At 64.7% G+C, this 16,150-nt stretch carries 6 protein-coding genes and 4 pseudogenes; 4 read left to right on the top strand and 6 right to left on the bottom strand.

The annotated features are described in order from the left end of the window. The first annotated feature begins 97 nt into the window (after window positions 1-97). Window positions 98-568 carry a nuclear transport factor 2 family protein gene (locus tag BF95_RS09865; RefSeq protein WP_043151199.1) on the top strand — a complete coding sequence of 157 codons (471 nt, stop codon included), beginning with the start codon at window positions 98-100 and terminating at the stop codon, window positions 566-568. Between the two features lie 4 nt (window positions 569-572). On the opposite strand, the pseudogene putA reads toward BF95_RS09865, so the two are convergent. Continuing rightward, window positions 573-4,171, bottom strand: a pseudogene (gene putA / locus BF95_RS09860) (trifunctional transcriptional regulator/proline dehydrogenase/L-glutamate gamma-semialdehyde dehydrogenase). Window positions 4,172-4,270: 99 nt separating this feature from the next. Between putA and BF95_RS09855 the strand changes: the two are divergent. Beyond that, entirely contained in the window at window positions 4,271-4,750 is a 480-nt protein-coding gene (locus tag BF95_RS09855) for an Lrp/AsnC family transcriptional regulator (protein WP_043151196.1), read from the top strand. Window positions 4,751-4,760: 10 nt separating this feature from the next. Here the strand turns inward: BF95_RS09855 and BF95_RS09850 are convergent. The 4 genes and pseudogenes from BF95_RS09850 to BF95_RS09835 form a co-directional block, all read right to left on the bottom strand. Next, window positions 4,761-6,030: pseudogene (locus BF95_RS09850) on the bottom strand (SGNH/GDSL hydrolase family protein). Then, window positions 6,027-7,313 (bottom strand): MFS transporter, encoded by a 1,287-nt coding sequence (locus BF95_RS09845; RefSeq protein ID WP_043151194.1) that lies wholly within the window; start codon window positions 7,311-7,313, stop codon window positions 6,027-6,029. The pseudogene BF95_RS09850 and the gene BF95_RS09845 overlap by 4 nt, the downstream one beginning before the upstream one ends. Before the next feature lie 133 nt (window positions 7,314-7,446). Further along, window positions 7,447-8,658, bottom strand: coding sequence for a D-mannonate dehydratase ManD (manD, locus tag BF95_RS09840; RefSeq protein WP_043151192.1), 1,212 nt, complete (start codon window positions 8,656-8,658; stop codon window positions 7,447-7,449). 14 nt (window positions 8,659-8,672) lie between these two features. Beyond that, a pseudogene (locus tag BF95_RS09835) lies at window positions 8,673-11,041 on the bottom strand (glycoside hydrolase family 3 N-terminal domain-containing protein). Between the two features lie 205 nt (window positions 11,042-11,246). Between BF95_RS09835 and BF95_RS09830 the strand changes: the two are divergent. Beyond that, complete coding sequence (locus BF95_RS09830) at window positions 11,247-13,391, top strand: alpha-glucuronidase family glycosyl hydrolase (protein WP_043151190.1); 2,145 nt, start codon at window positions 11,247-11,249, stop codon at window positions 13,389-13,391. Between the two features lie 157 nt (window positions 13,392-13,548). Next, a pseudogene (locus BF95_RS09825) lies at window positions 13,549-14,537 on the top strand (LacI family DNA-binding transcriptional regulator). A 149-nt stretch (window positions 14,538-14,686) separates the two neighbouring features. Here BF95_RS09825 and purB read toward each other — a convergent pair. Beyond that, complete coding sequence (gene purB, locus BF95_RS09820; protein ID WP_043151228.1) at window positions 14,687-16,003, bottom strand: adenylosuccinate lyase; 1,317 nt, start codon at window positions 16,001-16,003, stop codon at window positions 14,687-14,689. Window positions 16,004-16,150 lie beyond the last annotated feature (147 nt).

Raw genomic sequence — 16,150 nt, 5'->3', positions numbered from 1 at the left:
ACTTCTGTCAGGCGGCACGGGCTGGCACTTGTCGCAGGTGGGGCGGGACGATGTTCGACCGCATAAGAGGGCGATAACATCGATGGGAGATGGTGGCATGGATGGCGTCGAGACATTGCTGGCGATCGAGGCGATCAAACAGCTCAAGGCCCGCTATTTCCGCTTGATGGACAATAAGGACTGGGCCGGACTGCGCGACGTCTTCTGCGACGACGCCCTGTTCGACGCGCGCGCATCGCTCAGCATCGATGGCAAGGGCGCGGAAGGCCGGGCGGCGGAAAGCAACGACTGGGTCTATGAAGGCGGCGACACCATCATCGCCTTCATCCAGGCCGCGATCGGCACGCAACGCACGGTCCATCATGGCCATGGCCATGAAGTGGAGATCATCGGCCCCGATGACGCCCGCGGCGTCATCGCGATGGAGGACCAAATCTGGGACGCCAGCGGCACCAGCATGACCCTGCATGGCTGCGGCCATTACCATGAAGAGTATAAGCGGGTGGACGGCCGCTGGCGCATCCACCGCTCGCGCATTTCCCGGTTGCAAGTGACGATCGGAGGCTGAGCCTTTAGCCGATCATCATCAGGCTGGCATTGCCCCCTGCCGCCGTCGTGTTGACCGAGGTGGAGACTTCCTCCAGCAACCAGTCGAGACAATAGCCGCCCGCTGTTTCGGCATGGACCGGCACGATGCGACCGGGCAGATCAGCGGCGACCTGGACCGCAGCGGCGACGCGCTCGGCATCCCCCTCCACCAGTACCCCGGCGATGGGCGCGTTCGGCTCGGCCGTGAAGCGGGCAGCTACCTGCGGCGGCAGGCCGGGTGGGACGGTCATGCCCTGCACGGTGGCGCTATTGCCGGTGGCGAGGATCGCGGCCATCTGGCGGAACAGTCCGGCACGGGTGGCAGGACGCAGCAGCATAGCCCCTCGCGGATGGAGGGTGTAGAGATTTCGCTCGCCGACCGGCCCCGGAAGCGTCAGTTCGACACCCAGCGCCGACGTATCGCCGGTACGGCGCGACTCGGCTGCGGCTTCCCCATAGCCCTGTGCATCGAGCCAGTCGGCAAAGGCGTGGAGCGGCGATTGCAGGCGGCTGACGCGCGCCGCCAGAACCGGCGGCGTGGTGACCAGCCGCCCGAGATATAGCGGCCCACCAGCTTCGGCCCGGTGCCCGACAGGCCACAGCCGCCAAAGGGCTGGACCCCGACGATCGCGCCAATGACGTTGCGGTTGATATAGATATTGCCGACCTTCACCCGGTTCGTCACTCGCGCAACCGTCTCATCGAGCCGGGTGTGCAAGCCGAAGGTCAGGCCATAGCCGGTGGCGTTGATCGCATCGACCAGCGCGTCCAATTCATCGCGGCGAAAACGCAGGACATGCAGGACCGGGCCGAACACTTCGCGATCCAGATCCGTCAGGCTGTCGATTGCGATGATGGTCGGCGCAACGAAGGTGCCATGCGCGGCTTCGGGCGGCAGCGGTCGTTGATCCACCGTCCGCCCCATCGCCCGCATGGCATCGATATGGGCGTTGATGCCCGCCTGGGCTTCGGCCGTGATGACCGGGCCGATATCGACCTTGAGCGCATCGGTGCGGCCAAGGCTGAGTTCGGCAAGCGCGCCCTTGAGCATCGTCAGCGTGCGATCGGCAATATCCTCCTGCAGGCACAGGACGCGCAGCGCCGAACAGCGCTGGCCCGCGCTGTCGAAGGCGGAAGCGATGACATCGGCGACGACCTGTTCGGCGAGCGCCGACGAATCCACGATCATGGCATTTTGCCCGCCGGTTTCGGCGATGAGCGGAATCGGACGGCCATGCCGCGACAGGCGCGTCGCAAGCTGCCGCTGGATCAGGCGTGCGACCTCGGTCGATCCGGTAAACATCACCGCAGCGGTCTGCGGCGCGGCGACGAGCGCAGCACCGATTGCGCCGTCGCCCGGCAAAAGCTGGAGCGCGTCGGTCGGCACCCCTGCTGCATGGAGCAGGCGGACGGCTTCGGCGGCGATGAGCGGCGTTTCTTCGGCAGGCTTGGCCAGGACGGCATTGCCGGCGACCAGCGCGGCGGCGACTTGGCCGGTAAAGATCGCCAGCGGGAAGTTCCAGGGGCTGATGCAGGTGACTACGCCGAGCGCCTGCTGCTCCGGGCCGAAGGTGGTGCGGGCCTGCTGCGCATAATAGCGTAGAAAATCGATCGCTTCGCGCACTTCGGCGATGGCGTTGGGAATGGACTTGCCTGCTTCACGGACGATCAAGCCGAGCAGGATCGGCATGCGCGCCTGCATCGCGTCGGCCGTGCGATCGAGCGCGGCGGCGCGATCGGCGACCGGGGTATTGCACCATAGCGATGCGCCCGCGCGGATCGCTGCGGCGCGGGCATCGTCCACCGTGGCTTCAACGACGGTGCCGACGATATCGCGATGATCGGCCGGGTTGCGGACGGGTCGCCCCTCGCCCGCCCCGCCTTCCGGTGCGGCGGTCCAGTCCAGCGTCGCGCTGTGCTGGAGCACTTGCGTCAGGCGCGCCAAGGCTATTTCATCGCTGAGGTCGATGCCATCGGAATTGCGCCGATCAGGGAAGAGGGCGGCGGGAAGCGCGATCTGGTCGTGACGGGCGCCGGGATGGGGCATGGTGCGGACGGTATCGACGGGGTCGGCGATCATCGCGTCCACCGACACGGCCGGGTCGGCGATGCGATTGACGAAGCTGCTGTTCGCGCCATTTTCGAGCAGCCGGCGGACGAGATAGGCGAGCAACGTCTCATGGGTGCCGACCGGCGCATAGATGCGGCAGGGGCGATCCAGCTTGCCCGTGCCGACCACCTGTTCGTAGAGCGGTTCGCCCATGCCGTGGAGGCACTGAAACTCATAGGCGCCGATGCTGAAATCCGGCCCGGCCATAGCATGGACGGTGGCCAGCGTCTGGGCATTATGGGTGGCGAATTGCGGGAACACCGCATCCTTCGCGGCGAGCAGCTTCTGCGCGCAGGCGATATAGGCGATGTCGGTGTGCAGCTTGCGGGTATAGACCGGGAAATCCGCAAGGCCATCGACCTGCGCGCGCTTTATCTCCGCATCCCAATAGGCCCCTTTGACCAAACGGACCATGATGCGGCGATCGGCGCGGCGGGCGAGATCGATGATCCAGTCGATGACGAAAGGGCAACGCTTGCCATAGGCCTGGACCACGAAGCCAAGCCCGTTCCAGTCGGACAGGGCGGGATGCAGCGCCAGGCTTTCGAGCAGGTCGAGCGACAGGTCGAGCCGGTCGGCCTCCTCCGCGTCGATGTTGAAGCCGATATTATAGCTTTTGGCGAGCGCGGCGAGTTGCTGCACGCGCGGCAGAAGCTCGGCCATGACGCGCTCTGCCTGGGCGCGGGCATAGCGCGGATGGAGCGCGGACAGCTTGATCGAAATGCCGGGACCGGCATAGACGCCCCGCTTGGCAGACGCCTTGCCTATCGCGTGGATCGCCTGCTCATAATCGGCATAATAGCGCGCGGCGTCATCGGCCGTCGTCGCCGCTTCGCCCAGCATGTCATAGCTATAGGCGAAGCCCTTGGCCTCCATCCCCTTGGCGCGCTTGAGCGCTTCCTTGATGGTTTCGCCGGTGACGAACTGTTCGCCCATCATCCGCATGGCAAGATCGACGCCGCGCCGGATGACCGGCTCGCCCGCTCGTGCGACGAGGCGCGTCAGCGCTGCGCCAAGGCCGCGATCATCGACGCTGCCGACCAGCTTGCCGGTGACCACCAGCCCCCAGGTGGCGGCGTTGACGAACAGCGACTTGTCGGTGCCCAGATGCGATCCCCAGTCGCCGTCGGCGATCTTGTCGCGGATCAGCGCGTCGCGGGTCGCCGCGTCGGGGATGCGCAGCAGCGCTTCGGCGAGGCACATCAGCGCGACGCCTTCCTGGCTGGACAGCGCATATTCCTGCACCAGTCCCTCGACGCCGCTGCCCTTGTGATTGGCGCGCATCGCGGTGACCAGGGTGCGGGCAGTCTCCCGCGCGGCACCCCGAATGGGGTCGGGCAGCGTGGCGGCCGCGATCAGCGGGGCGAGCGCTTCGGCCTCATCGCGGCGATAGGCATCAGTGATCGCCTGGCGCAGCGGGGACTGGGCGCGGATGGCAGGGGCGAAGGCGGTGAAAGGAGGCTGGACGGTCATACCCATCATCATAGCGCATCTGGCTACGTCGTTCTGACCTAAGAGGCTCATGTGCGAGGAGCATATGACTTATTTACTGCCCTATGCTAGGCAGCATTGATGGATAAAGCCCCCGAAATAGCCGATCTGGACGAATTCGACCGCAAGATCATCGCGGCCTTGGTCGAGGACGGTCGCATGACCGTCACCGATCTGGCGTTGCTCGTTGGCCTGTCCAAGACGCCATGCCAGGTTCGGCTCAAGCGATTGATCGAAACCGGCGTGATCAAGGGGTTCCGGGCCATCGTCGATCCGGCCAAGCTGGGGATGGACCATGTCGCCTTTGCCGAGGTCAAGCTGAACGACACGCGCGAAGCGGCGCTGCATGAGTTCAACGTGGCGGTGCGGCGGATCGCCGAAGTCGAGGAATGCCATATGATCGCGAGCAGCTTCGACTATCTGCTCAAGGTGCGGACGGCGGATATTCGGCGCTATCGTATGGTGATGGGGGAGAAGATTTCCGCCCTGCCCCATGTGGCCAGCACCTCGACCTTCGTGGCGATGGAGACGGTGCTGGATGCCGGGGGGCGGCGGAAATAGCGTCTGCCGGTCAGTCGAACAGGTCCAACGCGATCGCGTCGCCCATCGCCCGATAGCCGCGTGGTGACGGATGGAGCGCGTCGCCACTGTCATAGGCCGGGGCCAAGCGATCGGGCCGAGCCGGGTCGCGGGTCGTGGCATCGAAATCGATCACCGCGTCGAAATTGCCCGGCTGCCGGATCCAGGCGTTGACGGCCTGGCGGTCGGCCTCATTCCGGGCGTCGCATGATAATAATCATTGCCGACGAAGGGCATGATGGTCGCGCCGATCACCTTGATCCCCTTGGCGCGGGCGCGGGCGATGATCTGGCGATAGGCACCGATGATGCAGGCGACATGGGCCTGATGCGCGGCGGTGCTGACAGGCGCTTCGCGGGTGAGCGTGCCGAGATCGTTAATCCCTTCCAGCAGGATGAGATGGGTGACGCCGGGCTGCGCCAGAACGTCGCGGTCAAGCCGGGCGAGCGCGTTGGGACCAAGGCCATCGGCGAGCAGCCGGTTGCCGCCGATCCCCTGATTGACGATCGCGATGTGGCGGCGTTTGGGATCGGCCTGCAATCGTTCGGCCAGCCGGTCAGTCCAGCGATCATTGCCGTTGGTGGTGCTGTTCTTGCCATCAGTGATCGAGTCGCCCAGCGCGACGATGAGCTGGGCGGGGGCGCAGCGTTCGACTTCGAGCGCGGCCAGGTTGAACCAATGGTCGAAGGTCGCGGCCCCGGCAAATTGCGGGTCGGACAGATGGTCGCCCGGCAGATGCCAAGAGGTAGCGCGAGAGCCCGGATGCGATGTCTGTTCGGGGTCGGCGGCGGCGTAGCGGATCGAGATGGCGAGCGTATCGAGCGCTTGGCCGACAGCGTCACTGTGTCGGACAGATAGTCCGCACCGGGCGGGATGATGACATCGGGCTTGCCATCGAACCGGAGCGCGATCCGGGTGGCGGGATCGATGGTGGGCGCGGCGGAACTGGTCGCGCGGGCGATGCTGGCACCCAGGATGGGGAGCGGCCGGGTGCCCGCGAGGTTGGAGAGGCGGACACGGACCCGGTCGCCACTGGCGGAAGAGCGGACGACCTGCCGCAAAGTCTGGTTCGCCAGCGTGCCGGGCGGGAGCGCGGCGTCGCCGGTGGGGCGGAATTGGGACGAGGCCCAGCCCGCGACCCAGGTCGGGGTGCAGCTTTGCGCATGGGCAGAGCCGGTGGCCAAAATAGTGGCGATGCAGGCCAAGCGGACAGCGACCCGTACACTGGTTGAGGCTTTTTGCAGGAGGAGGAGCCGGGTCATGGTTCAGCCCTGATGGCGGCGCTATCGACGGTCTGATAGCGCGGGATGATGAGGTGGATGGTGCCAAGCGCGATCAGATAGGCGCAGGAGGCGACGGCGAAGATGGGACCGTAGCTGCCGACGGTTTCGAGGATGACCCCGGCGAACTTGGCCATGATCATGCCGCCGATCGCGCCCGCCAGGCCGCCGAGGCCGACGACCGACCCGGCCATCCAGCGGGGGAAGACATCGCCCGGCAAAGCGTACAGGTTGGCGGAGAAGCCCTGATGCCCGGCACAGGCAAGTCCAATTAGCGCAACAGCGACCCACATATTGGGCGCGTGCGTGGCAAAGGCGATGGGGACGGCGCAGAGCGCGGCGAGCAGCATCGCCGTCTTGCGCCCGCGATTGATGCTCCAGCCCCGGCCGATGAAGCGCGACGACGCCCAGCCGCCTGCGACCGAGCCGACATCCGCCAGCAGATAGACCGCGATCAGCGGCGGCCCGAAGTCGAGCATTTTGACGCCATATTGTTTGTTGAAGAAATCGGGCAGCCAGAAGAGGAAGGTCCACCAGACCGGATCGATCAGGAAGCGCCCGGCCATATAGGCCCAGGTCTGGCGCAGGCGGAACAGGGTGGCCCATTTGACCGGGCGTTGTGGTTCGACCGGGTCGGTTTCGATCCAGGCCAGTTCTTCGGCGCTGAGGCTCTTCTTCTCGCGCGGGCTGCGGTAGAAGCTGAGCCAGGCGACGAGCCATATGACCGTCAGCAGCCCGGTCAGGATGAAGGCCCAGCGCCAGCCCAGGGTAACGGCGATGATCGGGACGATCAGCGGGGTCAGGATCGCGCCGACATTGGACCCGGCGTTGAAGATGCCGATCGCGAAGGCGCGCTCCTTCTTGGGGAACCATTCATTGGTTGCGGCGATCGCAGCGGGGAACGTCCCCGCCTCGCCGATCGCGAGCGGGATGCGCGCGAGCAACATGCCCGCGGTCGAGGTGAAGAAGATGTGCGCGACATGGCCGATGGTCCACAGCGACACCGCCAGGGTATAGCCGGCCCGCGCGCCGATCTTGTCGATCAGGCGGCCGAAAAAGACGTAGGAAATGCCATAGCCCGCCTGAAACCAGATGGCGAGGTCGGCATAGCCGCTCTCGCTCCAGCTATAGCGCGCCTGAAGATCGGGCTTGAGCGTCGGCAGGACGAGGCGATCGACATAGCTGAGCACGACAGCGAAGAAGAGCAAAGCGCAGACGATCCAGCGGACTTTGCCGGAGGGTTTGGGGATGGTCGGGTTACTCATTGGCCTCTCCAAATACGTCGTCATCCCCGCGAAGGCGGGGATCCATCTCCGGCCCTGTCCATCGCCGCTATGACGGGAGATGGGTTCCCGCCTTCGCGGGAATGACGAAACTGCTTAGGGGCAATTCACCCCATCACCAATTGAACATCGTGCCGTCTTCCAGCCGGTTTACCGGCAGGAAGGCCCGGCTATACTCATATTTCGCGGCCAGTTCCTCGTCGATGTCGACGCCAAGGCCCGGTGCTTCGCCGGGATGCATCGCGCCGTCCGCAAACGTGTAGGCGTGGGGGAAGACCGCGTCGGTTTCGGGCGTGTGGCGCATATATTCCTGTACGCCGAAGTTCGGCACCGACAGGTCGAAATGCAGCGCGGCGGCCATGCAGACCGGCGACAGGTCGGTCGCGCCGTGGCAGCCGGTGCGGACCTGATAGAGATCGGCCAGGTTCGCGATCTTGCGCAGATGGCTGATGCCGCCTGCATGGACCACGGTGGCCCGGATATAGTCGATCAGCTGGTTTTCGATCAGCTCGCGGCAGTCGTGGATGGAGTTGAAGATTTCGCCTACGGCGAGCGGCGTCGTGGTGTGCTGGCGGATCAGCTTGAACGCTTCCTGGTTTTCGGCGGGCGTCGCATCCTCCAGCCAGAAGGGGCGATAGGGTTCCAGATCCTTGCCCAGCCGCCCGGCCTCGACCGGGGTCAGGCGATGGTGGATATCGTGCAGCAGATGGACGTCCCAGCCCAGCGCCTCGCGCGCGGCTTTGAACAATTCGGGCACGACGCGCATATATTTGGAGGTGTTCCAGACATTTTCGGTCGGCAGATCGGCGTCGGCGGGTTCGTAGAAATATTTGTCCTTGGACACGCCATAAGTGGACGCCATGCCGGGGACGCCGCACTGGATGCGGATCGCCTTATAGCCCTGCCGTTGATAATCGAGCGCGACCCGCACCGTATCCTCGATCGTGGTGCCGTTGGCATGGCCATAGACCATCACATTTTCGCGGCTGGCTCCACCAAGCAATTGATAGACCGGCAGGCCCGCCAACTTGCCCTTGATATCCCAGAGCGCGGTATCGACGGCGGCGATCGCCGACATGGTGACCGGCCCGCGGCGCCAATAGGCGCCCTTATAGAGATATTGCCAGATATCCTCGATCCGGTGCGCGTCGCGACCGATCAGGCAGGGAATGACATGGTCCTGCAAATAGCTGGCCACCGCCAGTTCGCGGCCGTTGAGCGTCGCGTCGCCAAGGCCATAGACGCCGTCTTCGGTGATGATCTTCAACGTGACGAAATTGCGGCCGGGGCAAGTGACGATGACCTTGGCATCAAGAATTTTGGGCATGTGCGCGGTCCTGTTCAAAGGATTTCAAGGGTGACGGTCTGAAGATTTTCGCTGTCCGGCCCGACCATGATGTCGAACAGGCCGGGTTCGACCACTTCGTCCATGTCGAGATTCCACAGCGCAAAGGCGTCGGGGCCAAGCGTCAGGCGCACGGTCCGGCTCTCGCCCGGCGCGAGGGTGACGCGCTCGAACCCTTTCAATTCCTTGATCGGGCGGGTGACGCTGGCGACCTGATCGCGAACATAGAGCTGGACGACTTCGTCCCCGGCCCTGTCGCCCACATTGCGGACATCGACCTCGACCGTCACCTGTCCGCCTATGCCGATACGCGGGGCGGACAGGCGGGGTTTGCCGAAGGTGAAGCGGGTGTAGCTAAGCCCAAAGCCGAACGGAAAGAGCGGTGTATTTTTCGCGAACAAATAGCCGCGACCGGTGGATGGCTTGCGGTTGTAGAAGAGCGGGATCTGCCCTTCATTCCGCACAACAGTGACGGGCAGCTTTGCGCCGGGATTGACGTCGCCGAACAGAATGTCGGCCATGGCCGTGCCGCCCTCCTGCCCCGGATACCAGCATTCGATCAGCGCGTTCGCGCCCTCCACGACGGTGGGATAGCTGGGCGGGCGACCGTTGATGGCGCAGACGATGACGGGCTTGCCGGTCGCCTTCATCGCCACGAACAGGTCATTCTGTTCGCCCAGCAGATCGAGGCTGGTGCGATCGCCCAGATGGTTCTTGGCAAAGCCTTCGCGGCTGGTCTGTTCGGTGTCGCCGATCGCGAGGAGGATGATATCGGCGCTGCTCGCGACCTCGACCGCCTGGGCGATCAAGGCGCGGTTCTTCGCGGGATCAGCGAGCAGCACGTCGTCGGCCGACCGATCCTCGCTCTGGGTGATGAAGACGCCCTGGGCATGGACACCTGCGCCTTGCCCTTGAGCTTGGCCTCTATGCCTTCGAGCAGCGACACTTCCTGACGCGGGATAGAGGAATAGCCGCCAAGGCGCGCGACGGCGGCATTGGGACCGATCACCGCGACGCGCTTGTGCGCGCCCGCCGTCAGGGGCAGCGTGCCGTCATTCTTGAGCAGCGCGATCGACTTGTGCGCCGCCTTCAAAGCGAGGGCGCGCGCTTCGGCGTTGCCGGTCAGCGTGGCATAATCCTGACGCGGCCAGGGATTTTCGAACAGGCCCGCGCGGAATTTGAGCGTCAACATGCGGCGCACGGCCATATCCACCGCTTCGACCGGCACCTTTCCGGCGCGCACTTGGCTCACCAGCGTCCGATAGGTCAGGCCATCGGGCAGTTCGCAATCCACCCCGGCGCGCAACGCGGCTCGGGCCGATGCTTCCGGGTCGGGCTGAACATGATGGATGGTGTCGAGTTCGTGGACCGCGCCATAATCGCTGACCACCGCGCCGTCGAAATGCCATTCGCCGCGCAAGATGTCGCCGAGCAGCCATGTGCTCTGGTGACTGGGGACGCCATCGATTTCATTATAGCTGGGCATGACGGCGGCGATGCCGGTGCGGCGGACGACTTCGCGGAAGGGCGGAAAGAAATTCTCGCGCAATTCGCGCTCCGAGATCGACGCGGGCGCGATATTCTGGCCGCTTTCGGGTTGGCCGTGGCCGGTCATATGTTTGAGCGTCGCCATCACCTTGTCCGGGCCAAGCTGCTTGCTTTCGCCCTGCAGGCCCAGCACGGCGGCGACGCCCATTTCGCCGCACAGATAGGGATCTTCGCCAAAGGTTTCCTCGATGCGGCCCCAGCGCGGATCGCGGGCGATGTCGACCACCGGGGACAGAGCGAGATGCACGCCACGGGCGCGGACTTCGCGGGCGGTGACGGATTGGATGTCGTGCATTAGCTGGCGGTCGAAACTGCCCGCCAGGCCGATCGCCATCGGGAAGCTGGTGGCCTCGGTCGCCATATAGCCATGCAGCGATTCCTCATGGAACAGCACGGGGATGCCGAGTCGGGTTTCCTCGATCGCCCATTTCTGGATCGCGGTGATGAAGGCCACCGTGTCCGCCGGGGTGCGCCAGCGCGCGCCGACGCCGCCCGCCTGTTGCGACCCATCAGGCGCGCCGCGCTTGTCGGACGGGCGGGTGATCTGGCCAAAGCTCGCCGGATAGGCTTTGCTCGCCTTGGCGGGGGAGAAGGTCAGGCCATCCATGATGTCGGCCTTGGTCGCCCAGAGCGCGATGATCTGGCCGACTTTTTCCTCCAGCGTCATGCGGCCGAGCAGGTCGCGCACGCGCAGGTCGATCGGCGCGGTTGCGTCCTTGTAGAGCGGGCCGCCCTTTGTGGCGGCCATGGCCGGAGTCGCCGACAGGAGCGAGGTGGAAGCGAGCAGGCCAAGCGCCTGGCGTCGAGCAAAGGTCATGGCTGTTGCACCATCAGGACGATGGAAATCGCCGCCCGGATCGATATCTTACGGGGGTGGTTCATGACGTGCCTCTCCAATTTTGCCGAGCTATCACGTTTCTGCTTGCCCGATTAGAACTGATAGCGTTACCATTGGTAAGACAAGTCGCGCTTGTCAATGCCCGATAGCGGGCTGACGAAGCCGACGCGATGGAGAGGGACGGATGATCGCGCGCCTGATTTGCTGGATATTGGCCATGGCCATGATGAGCCTGACGCCTGTGGCGCGGGCCGAGGATGGCTATGATCTGTGGCTGCGCTACCGGCCGGCAGACGGTGCGGCGGCGGCGCGGATTGCGGCGCATGCGAACGTGATCATGGCGCCGGGCGACAGCGCGACGATGCAGGCCATACGCGACGAGTTGCAGCGCGGCGTTGGCGGCATGACCGGGACTTCACCGGCCCTGTCGGATACGATCCAGCCCGGAGCCCTGTGGCTGGCGACGCCAAAGACCGCGCCTGCCCTCCCGGTCAAAACGAATGACCTTGGCCGCGAAGGCTATGCGATCCGATCGATTCGGGTCGAGGGCAAGCCGGTCACGCTGATCGCCGCGAACAGCGACAGCGGGTTGCTGCATGGCGCGTTCCGCTGGCTGCGGCTGGCACAGTCAGGCGCGGCGCTTGACGCCATCAATGTGCGCAGCGCGCCGCGCATCGACCTGCGCCTGCTCAACCATTGGGACAATCTGGATGGCACGGTGGAACGGGGCTATTCGGGGTCGTCGATCTGGGACTGGTGGCGGCTGCCCGACTGGAAGGGGCCGCGCTATACCGACTATGCCCGCGCCAATGCGTCGATCGGCATCAACGGCACCGTCCTCAACAATGTGAATGCCAAGTCGGACAGCCTGACCGCGCCCTATATCGCCAAGGCGGCGGCGCTGGCCAATGTGTTTCGGCCCTATGGGATCAAGGTTTACCTATCGGTCAAATGGACCGCGCCTATGGAGTTGGATGGGCTCAAGACCGCCGATCCGCTCGATCCGACCGTTGCCGCCTGGTGGAAGGCCAAGGCCGACGAGGTTTACGCGGCGATCCCCGATTTTGGCGGCTTCCTGGTCAAGGCCAATAGCGAGGGACAGCCGGGTCCGCAGGATTATAACCGCACCCATGCCGATGGCGCGAACATGCTGGCCGCTGCGATCAAGCCGCATGGCGGGATCGTGATGTGGCGCGCCTTCGTCTATGCCCATGACGATCCCGACGATCGCGCCAAACAGGCCTATGCCGACTTCAAGCCGCTCGATGGGCAATTCGCCGACAATGTCATCGTGCAGGTGAAGAATGGCGCGATCGACTTTCAGCCGCGCGAGCCCTTTCATCCGCTGTTCGGGGCGATGCCCAAGACGCCGTTGATGATGGAGTTCCAGATCACCAAGGAATATCTGGGGCAATCGACGCATCTGACCTATTTGGGTCCGTTGTTCGAAGAGACGCTGAAAAGCGATACGTTCGCCAAGGGCAAGGGATCGACGGTTGCCAAGGTGATCGACGGGTCGCTGGACGGGCATAGGCTGACGGGCATTGCGGGCGTTGCCAATATCGGCACGGATCGCGACTGGAGCGGGTCGATCTTCAACCAGGCGGACTGGTATGCGTTCGGGCGGATGGCCTGGAACCCCGACCTGACAGCCGATGCGGTGGCGCGCGAATGGGCGGCGCTGACCTTCACGCCCGACAAGGCGGTGGTCGAGCCGATGGTCGCGATGATGATGGGATCGCGCGAGGCGGCGGTGGACTATATGACGCCGCTGGGCCTCGCCCATGTCATGAACACGGGTCATCATTATGGCCCTGCCCCCTGGGTATCGGAATTGGCGCGGCCCGAATGGAACCCGGTCTATTATCACAAGGCGGATGCGACCGGCATCGGCTTTGACCGGACCAAGACCGGCAGCAACGCCATCGCCCAATATGCGCCGCCGATCGCCAAGCGGCTGGCCGATCCGCGCACGACGCCGGAGCGCGACTTGCTGTGGTTCCATCATCTGCCCTGGGACTATCGGCTGGCGTCGGGCAAAACGCTGTGGGACGGGATGGTCCATCGCTATGACCGGGGCGTCGCCTATGTCGCAGGGATGCGCGCGACGTGGGAGGGGCTGCGGCCGATGATCGATGCGGAACGCTTTGCGCAGACGCAGACCTTCCTCGATATCCAGCAAAAGGAGGCCCAATGGTGGCGCGATGCGAGCATCGCCTATTTCCAGTCGATCGCCAAGCGCCCCCTGCCCGCCGGGGCTGCGCCGCCGCCAGAGAGCCTGGAGGCCTATAAAATGCGCAAATTCCCCTATGCGCCCGGCAATCCGTGATTTTTCGCTTTAATCTGGCGGGGCGATGTCGTTAGCACTTCGGCGACATCCTTACCGGCCCTGAAAGCACCCCGCATTGACCGACACCCGATCCTCCCGCCGTCAGCGCAACGCCCCCACGATCAACGACGTGGCGCGCCACGCCGGGGTATCGCCCATGACGGTGTCGCGGGTCATCAATGGCGAGCAGGTGGTGCGGCCCGCGACCAAGGCTAAGGTCGATGCCGCCATCCTGGCGCTTAACTATGCGCCGAGCGCCGCCGCACGCAGCCTGGCGGGGGGCGATGAACTGCGGATCGGCCTGCTCTACAGCAACCCGTCCTCCTCTTATCTGAGCGAATTTCTGGTCGGTAGCCTGGACCAGGCGAGCCGCAGCGGCGTCGACCTGGTCGTGGAGAAATGGGACGAACAGACATCGGTGAAGGCGGTCGTCGATCATCTGCTGCGCGGGCGGATCAACGGCGTCATCCTGCCGCCGCCGCTATGCGATCTGGAGGAAATGGTCGAGGCATTGCAGGCCGCCAACATCCCGGCCGTAGCGGTTGCGACGGGACGAGCGCCCGGCGACCTGGCGGCGGTCAGCATCGATGACTGGCAGGCAGCCTATGAAATGACGCGCCACCTGATCACGCTGGGCCATTCGCGCATCGGTTTCATCAAGGGCAACCCCAACCAGACCGCCAGCGGCAAGCGGTTTGAAGGCTATCTCGCCGCGCTGAGCGAAGCGAACCTGCCGGTGTTGGACGAACTGATCGCGCAAGGCTATTTCACCTACCGGTCGGGGCTGGACGCGGCCGAACAGATATTGTCGCTGCTCGATCCGCCTACCGCCATCTTCGCCAGCAATGACGATATGGCGGCGGCGACCGTCGCGATCGCGCACCGTAGTGGCCTTGACGTGCCGGGCGACCTGACGGTGTGCGGGTTCGATGACACCTCGCTTGCCACCACCATCTGGCCCGAGCTGACCACCATCCGCCAGCCGATCAGCGCCATGTCGCGCGCGGCCGTCGAGGTGTTGGTGCGGTTGCTGAAAGGGCGGCGCGGCGCGGACATGCGTCCGAGCATCTGGTGCTGGCGCATAAGCTGGTGCGGCGGCAGTCGGATGCCGCGCCGAGGATGCGGCCCAGGTTGGGTGTGCGGTAATAAGGCGCGTTTGCGGCGAAGTCTTATACCAACGTGCGACGATCTCCCCAGCGGGAGACAGAGGCGAAGTTGCGCGTCAATGCTGGCGGCAGTACACCCCCACCCCAACCTCCCCCTTAAGGGGGAGGAGTTTTATGGGCAGCTTGCTATCAAGCCTCGCCAAAGACGCGGTGGAAGATCGTGTCGACTTGCTTGAAATGATAATCGAGGTTGAATTTTTCCTCGATCTGTTCGGGCGGCAGCGCGGCGGTGACGTCGGTGTCGGCCTTGAGCAGTTCCAGCAGTGAGAGCTGACCGTCCGATTCCCACACTTTCATCGCGTTGCGCTGGACATAGCGATAGCTGTCCTCGCGGCTGACACCGGCTTGCGTGAGCGCGAGCAGCACACGCTGCGAATGGACGAGGCCGCCCATCTTGTCGAGATTCTTCATCATCCGTTCGGGATAGACGAGCAGCTTGTCGATCACCCCGGTCAGGCGACCCAGCGCGAAGTCGAGCGTGATGGTCGCATCGGGGCCGAAGAACCGCTCGACCGACGAATGGCTGATATCGCGTTCGTGCCAGAGGGCGACATTTTCGAGCGCGGGCACGACGGCGGCGCGCACGACGCGGGCAAGGCCGGTCAGATTTTCGGTCAGCACCGGGTTGCGCTTGTGCGGCATGGCCGACGAACCCTTCTGGCCGGGCGAGAAATATTCCTCCGCCTCCAGCACTTCGGTCCGCTGCAGATGGCGGACTTCGACGGCGAGCCGTTCGATGGACGAAGCGATGACGCCGAGCGTCGCGAAGAACATGGCGTGGCGGTCGCGCGGGATGACCTGGGTCGAGACAGGTTCGATCGCGAGGCCCAGCTTTTCCGCGACATGTTCTTCGACGGCGGGATCGATATTGGCGAAAGTACCGACAGCGCCGGAAATAGCGCAGGTGGCGACTTCGGCGCGGGCGGCGATCAGCCGCGCCTTGCAGCGGGAAAATTCGGCATAGGCTTCGGCCATTTTGAGGCCGAAGGTCACGGGTTCGGCATGGATGCCATGGCTGCGGCCGATGGTCGGGGTCAGCTTATGTTCGAAAGCGCGGCGCTTGATGACGGCGAGCAGCTGGTCGATATCCTCGATCAGCAGATCCGACGCGCGGGCGAGCTGGACCGCGAGGCAGGTGTCGAGCACGTCGCTCGACGTCATCCCCTGATGCATGAAGCGGGCTTCGTCGCCCACTTGTTCGGCAACCCAGGTGAGGAAGGCGATGACGTCATGCTTGGTCACGGCCTCGATCGCGTCGATCGCGGCGACATCGATGACGGGGTTGGTCGCCCACCAGTCCCACAGGGCCTTGGCGGCCGAGGGCGGCACGACGCCCAGTTCGCCCAGCTTCTCCGTCGCATGCGCCTCAATCTCGAACCAGATTTTGAAGCGGGCTTCCGGCTCCCAAAGGGCGGTCATTGCGGGGCGGGAATAGCGAGGGACCATGAGCGAATCCTGCAACTGGAGGAGATTGGATGCCGCGCCGCCTAGCAGCGTCGGCAGCGCGGGGCAAATCGGGCGGCGAGAGCGGGCGGCCGACCGTCATCGGCGCATGGCGGAGCGCCGATCCGGCGCGAACAAGGTGAAGCGAGG

The sequence above is a fragment of the Sphingobium sp. Ant17 genome (genome assembly GCF_000588875.1).
Taxonomy (GTDB): Bacteria; Pseudomonadota; Alphaproteobacteria; order Sphingomonadales; family Sphingomonadaceae; genus Sphingobium.
The sequence above is the reverse complement of the archived record's forward strand: the minus strand, read 5'-3'. Positions and strand labels throughout refer to the sequence as shown.

Bases quoted from the DNA above. Each gene is read 5' to 3' on its own strand.
- purB (WP_043151228.1), bottom strand. From the start codon at position 16,003: ATGGTCCCTCGCTATTCCCGCCCCGCAATGACCGCCCTTTGGGAGCCG.
- manD (WP_043151192.1), bottom strand. From the start codon at position 8,658: ATGCCCAAAATTCTTGATGCCAAGGTCATCGTCACTTGCCCCGGCCGC.
- BF95_RS09865 (WP_043151199.1), top strand. From the start codon at position 98: ATGGATGGCGTCGAGACATTGCTGGCGATCGAGGCGATCAAACAGCTC.
- BF95_RS09855 (WP_043151196.1), top strand. From the start codon at position 4,271: ATGGATAAAGCCCCCGAAATAGCCGATCTGGACGAATTCGACCGCAAG.
- BF95_RS09830 (WP_043151190.1), top strand. From the start codon at position 11,247: ATGATCGCGCGCCTGATTTGCTGGATATTGGCCATGGCCATGATGAGC.
- BF95_RS09845 (WP_043151194.1), bottom strand. From the start codon at position 7,313: ATGAGTAACCCGACCATCCCCAAACCCTCCGGCAAAGTCCGCTGGATC.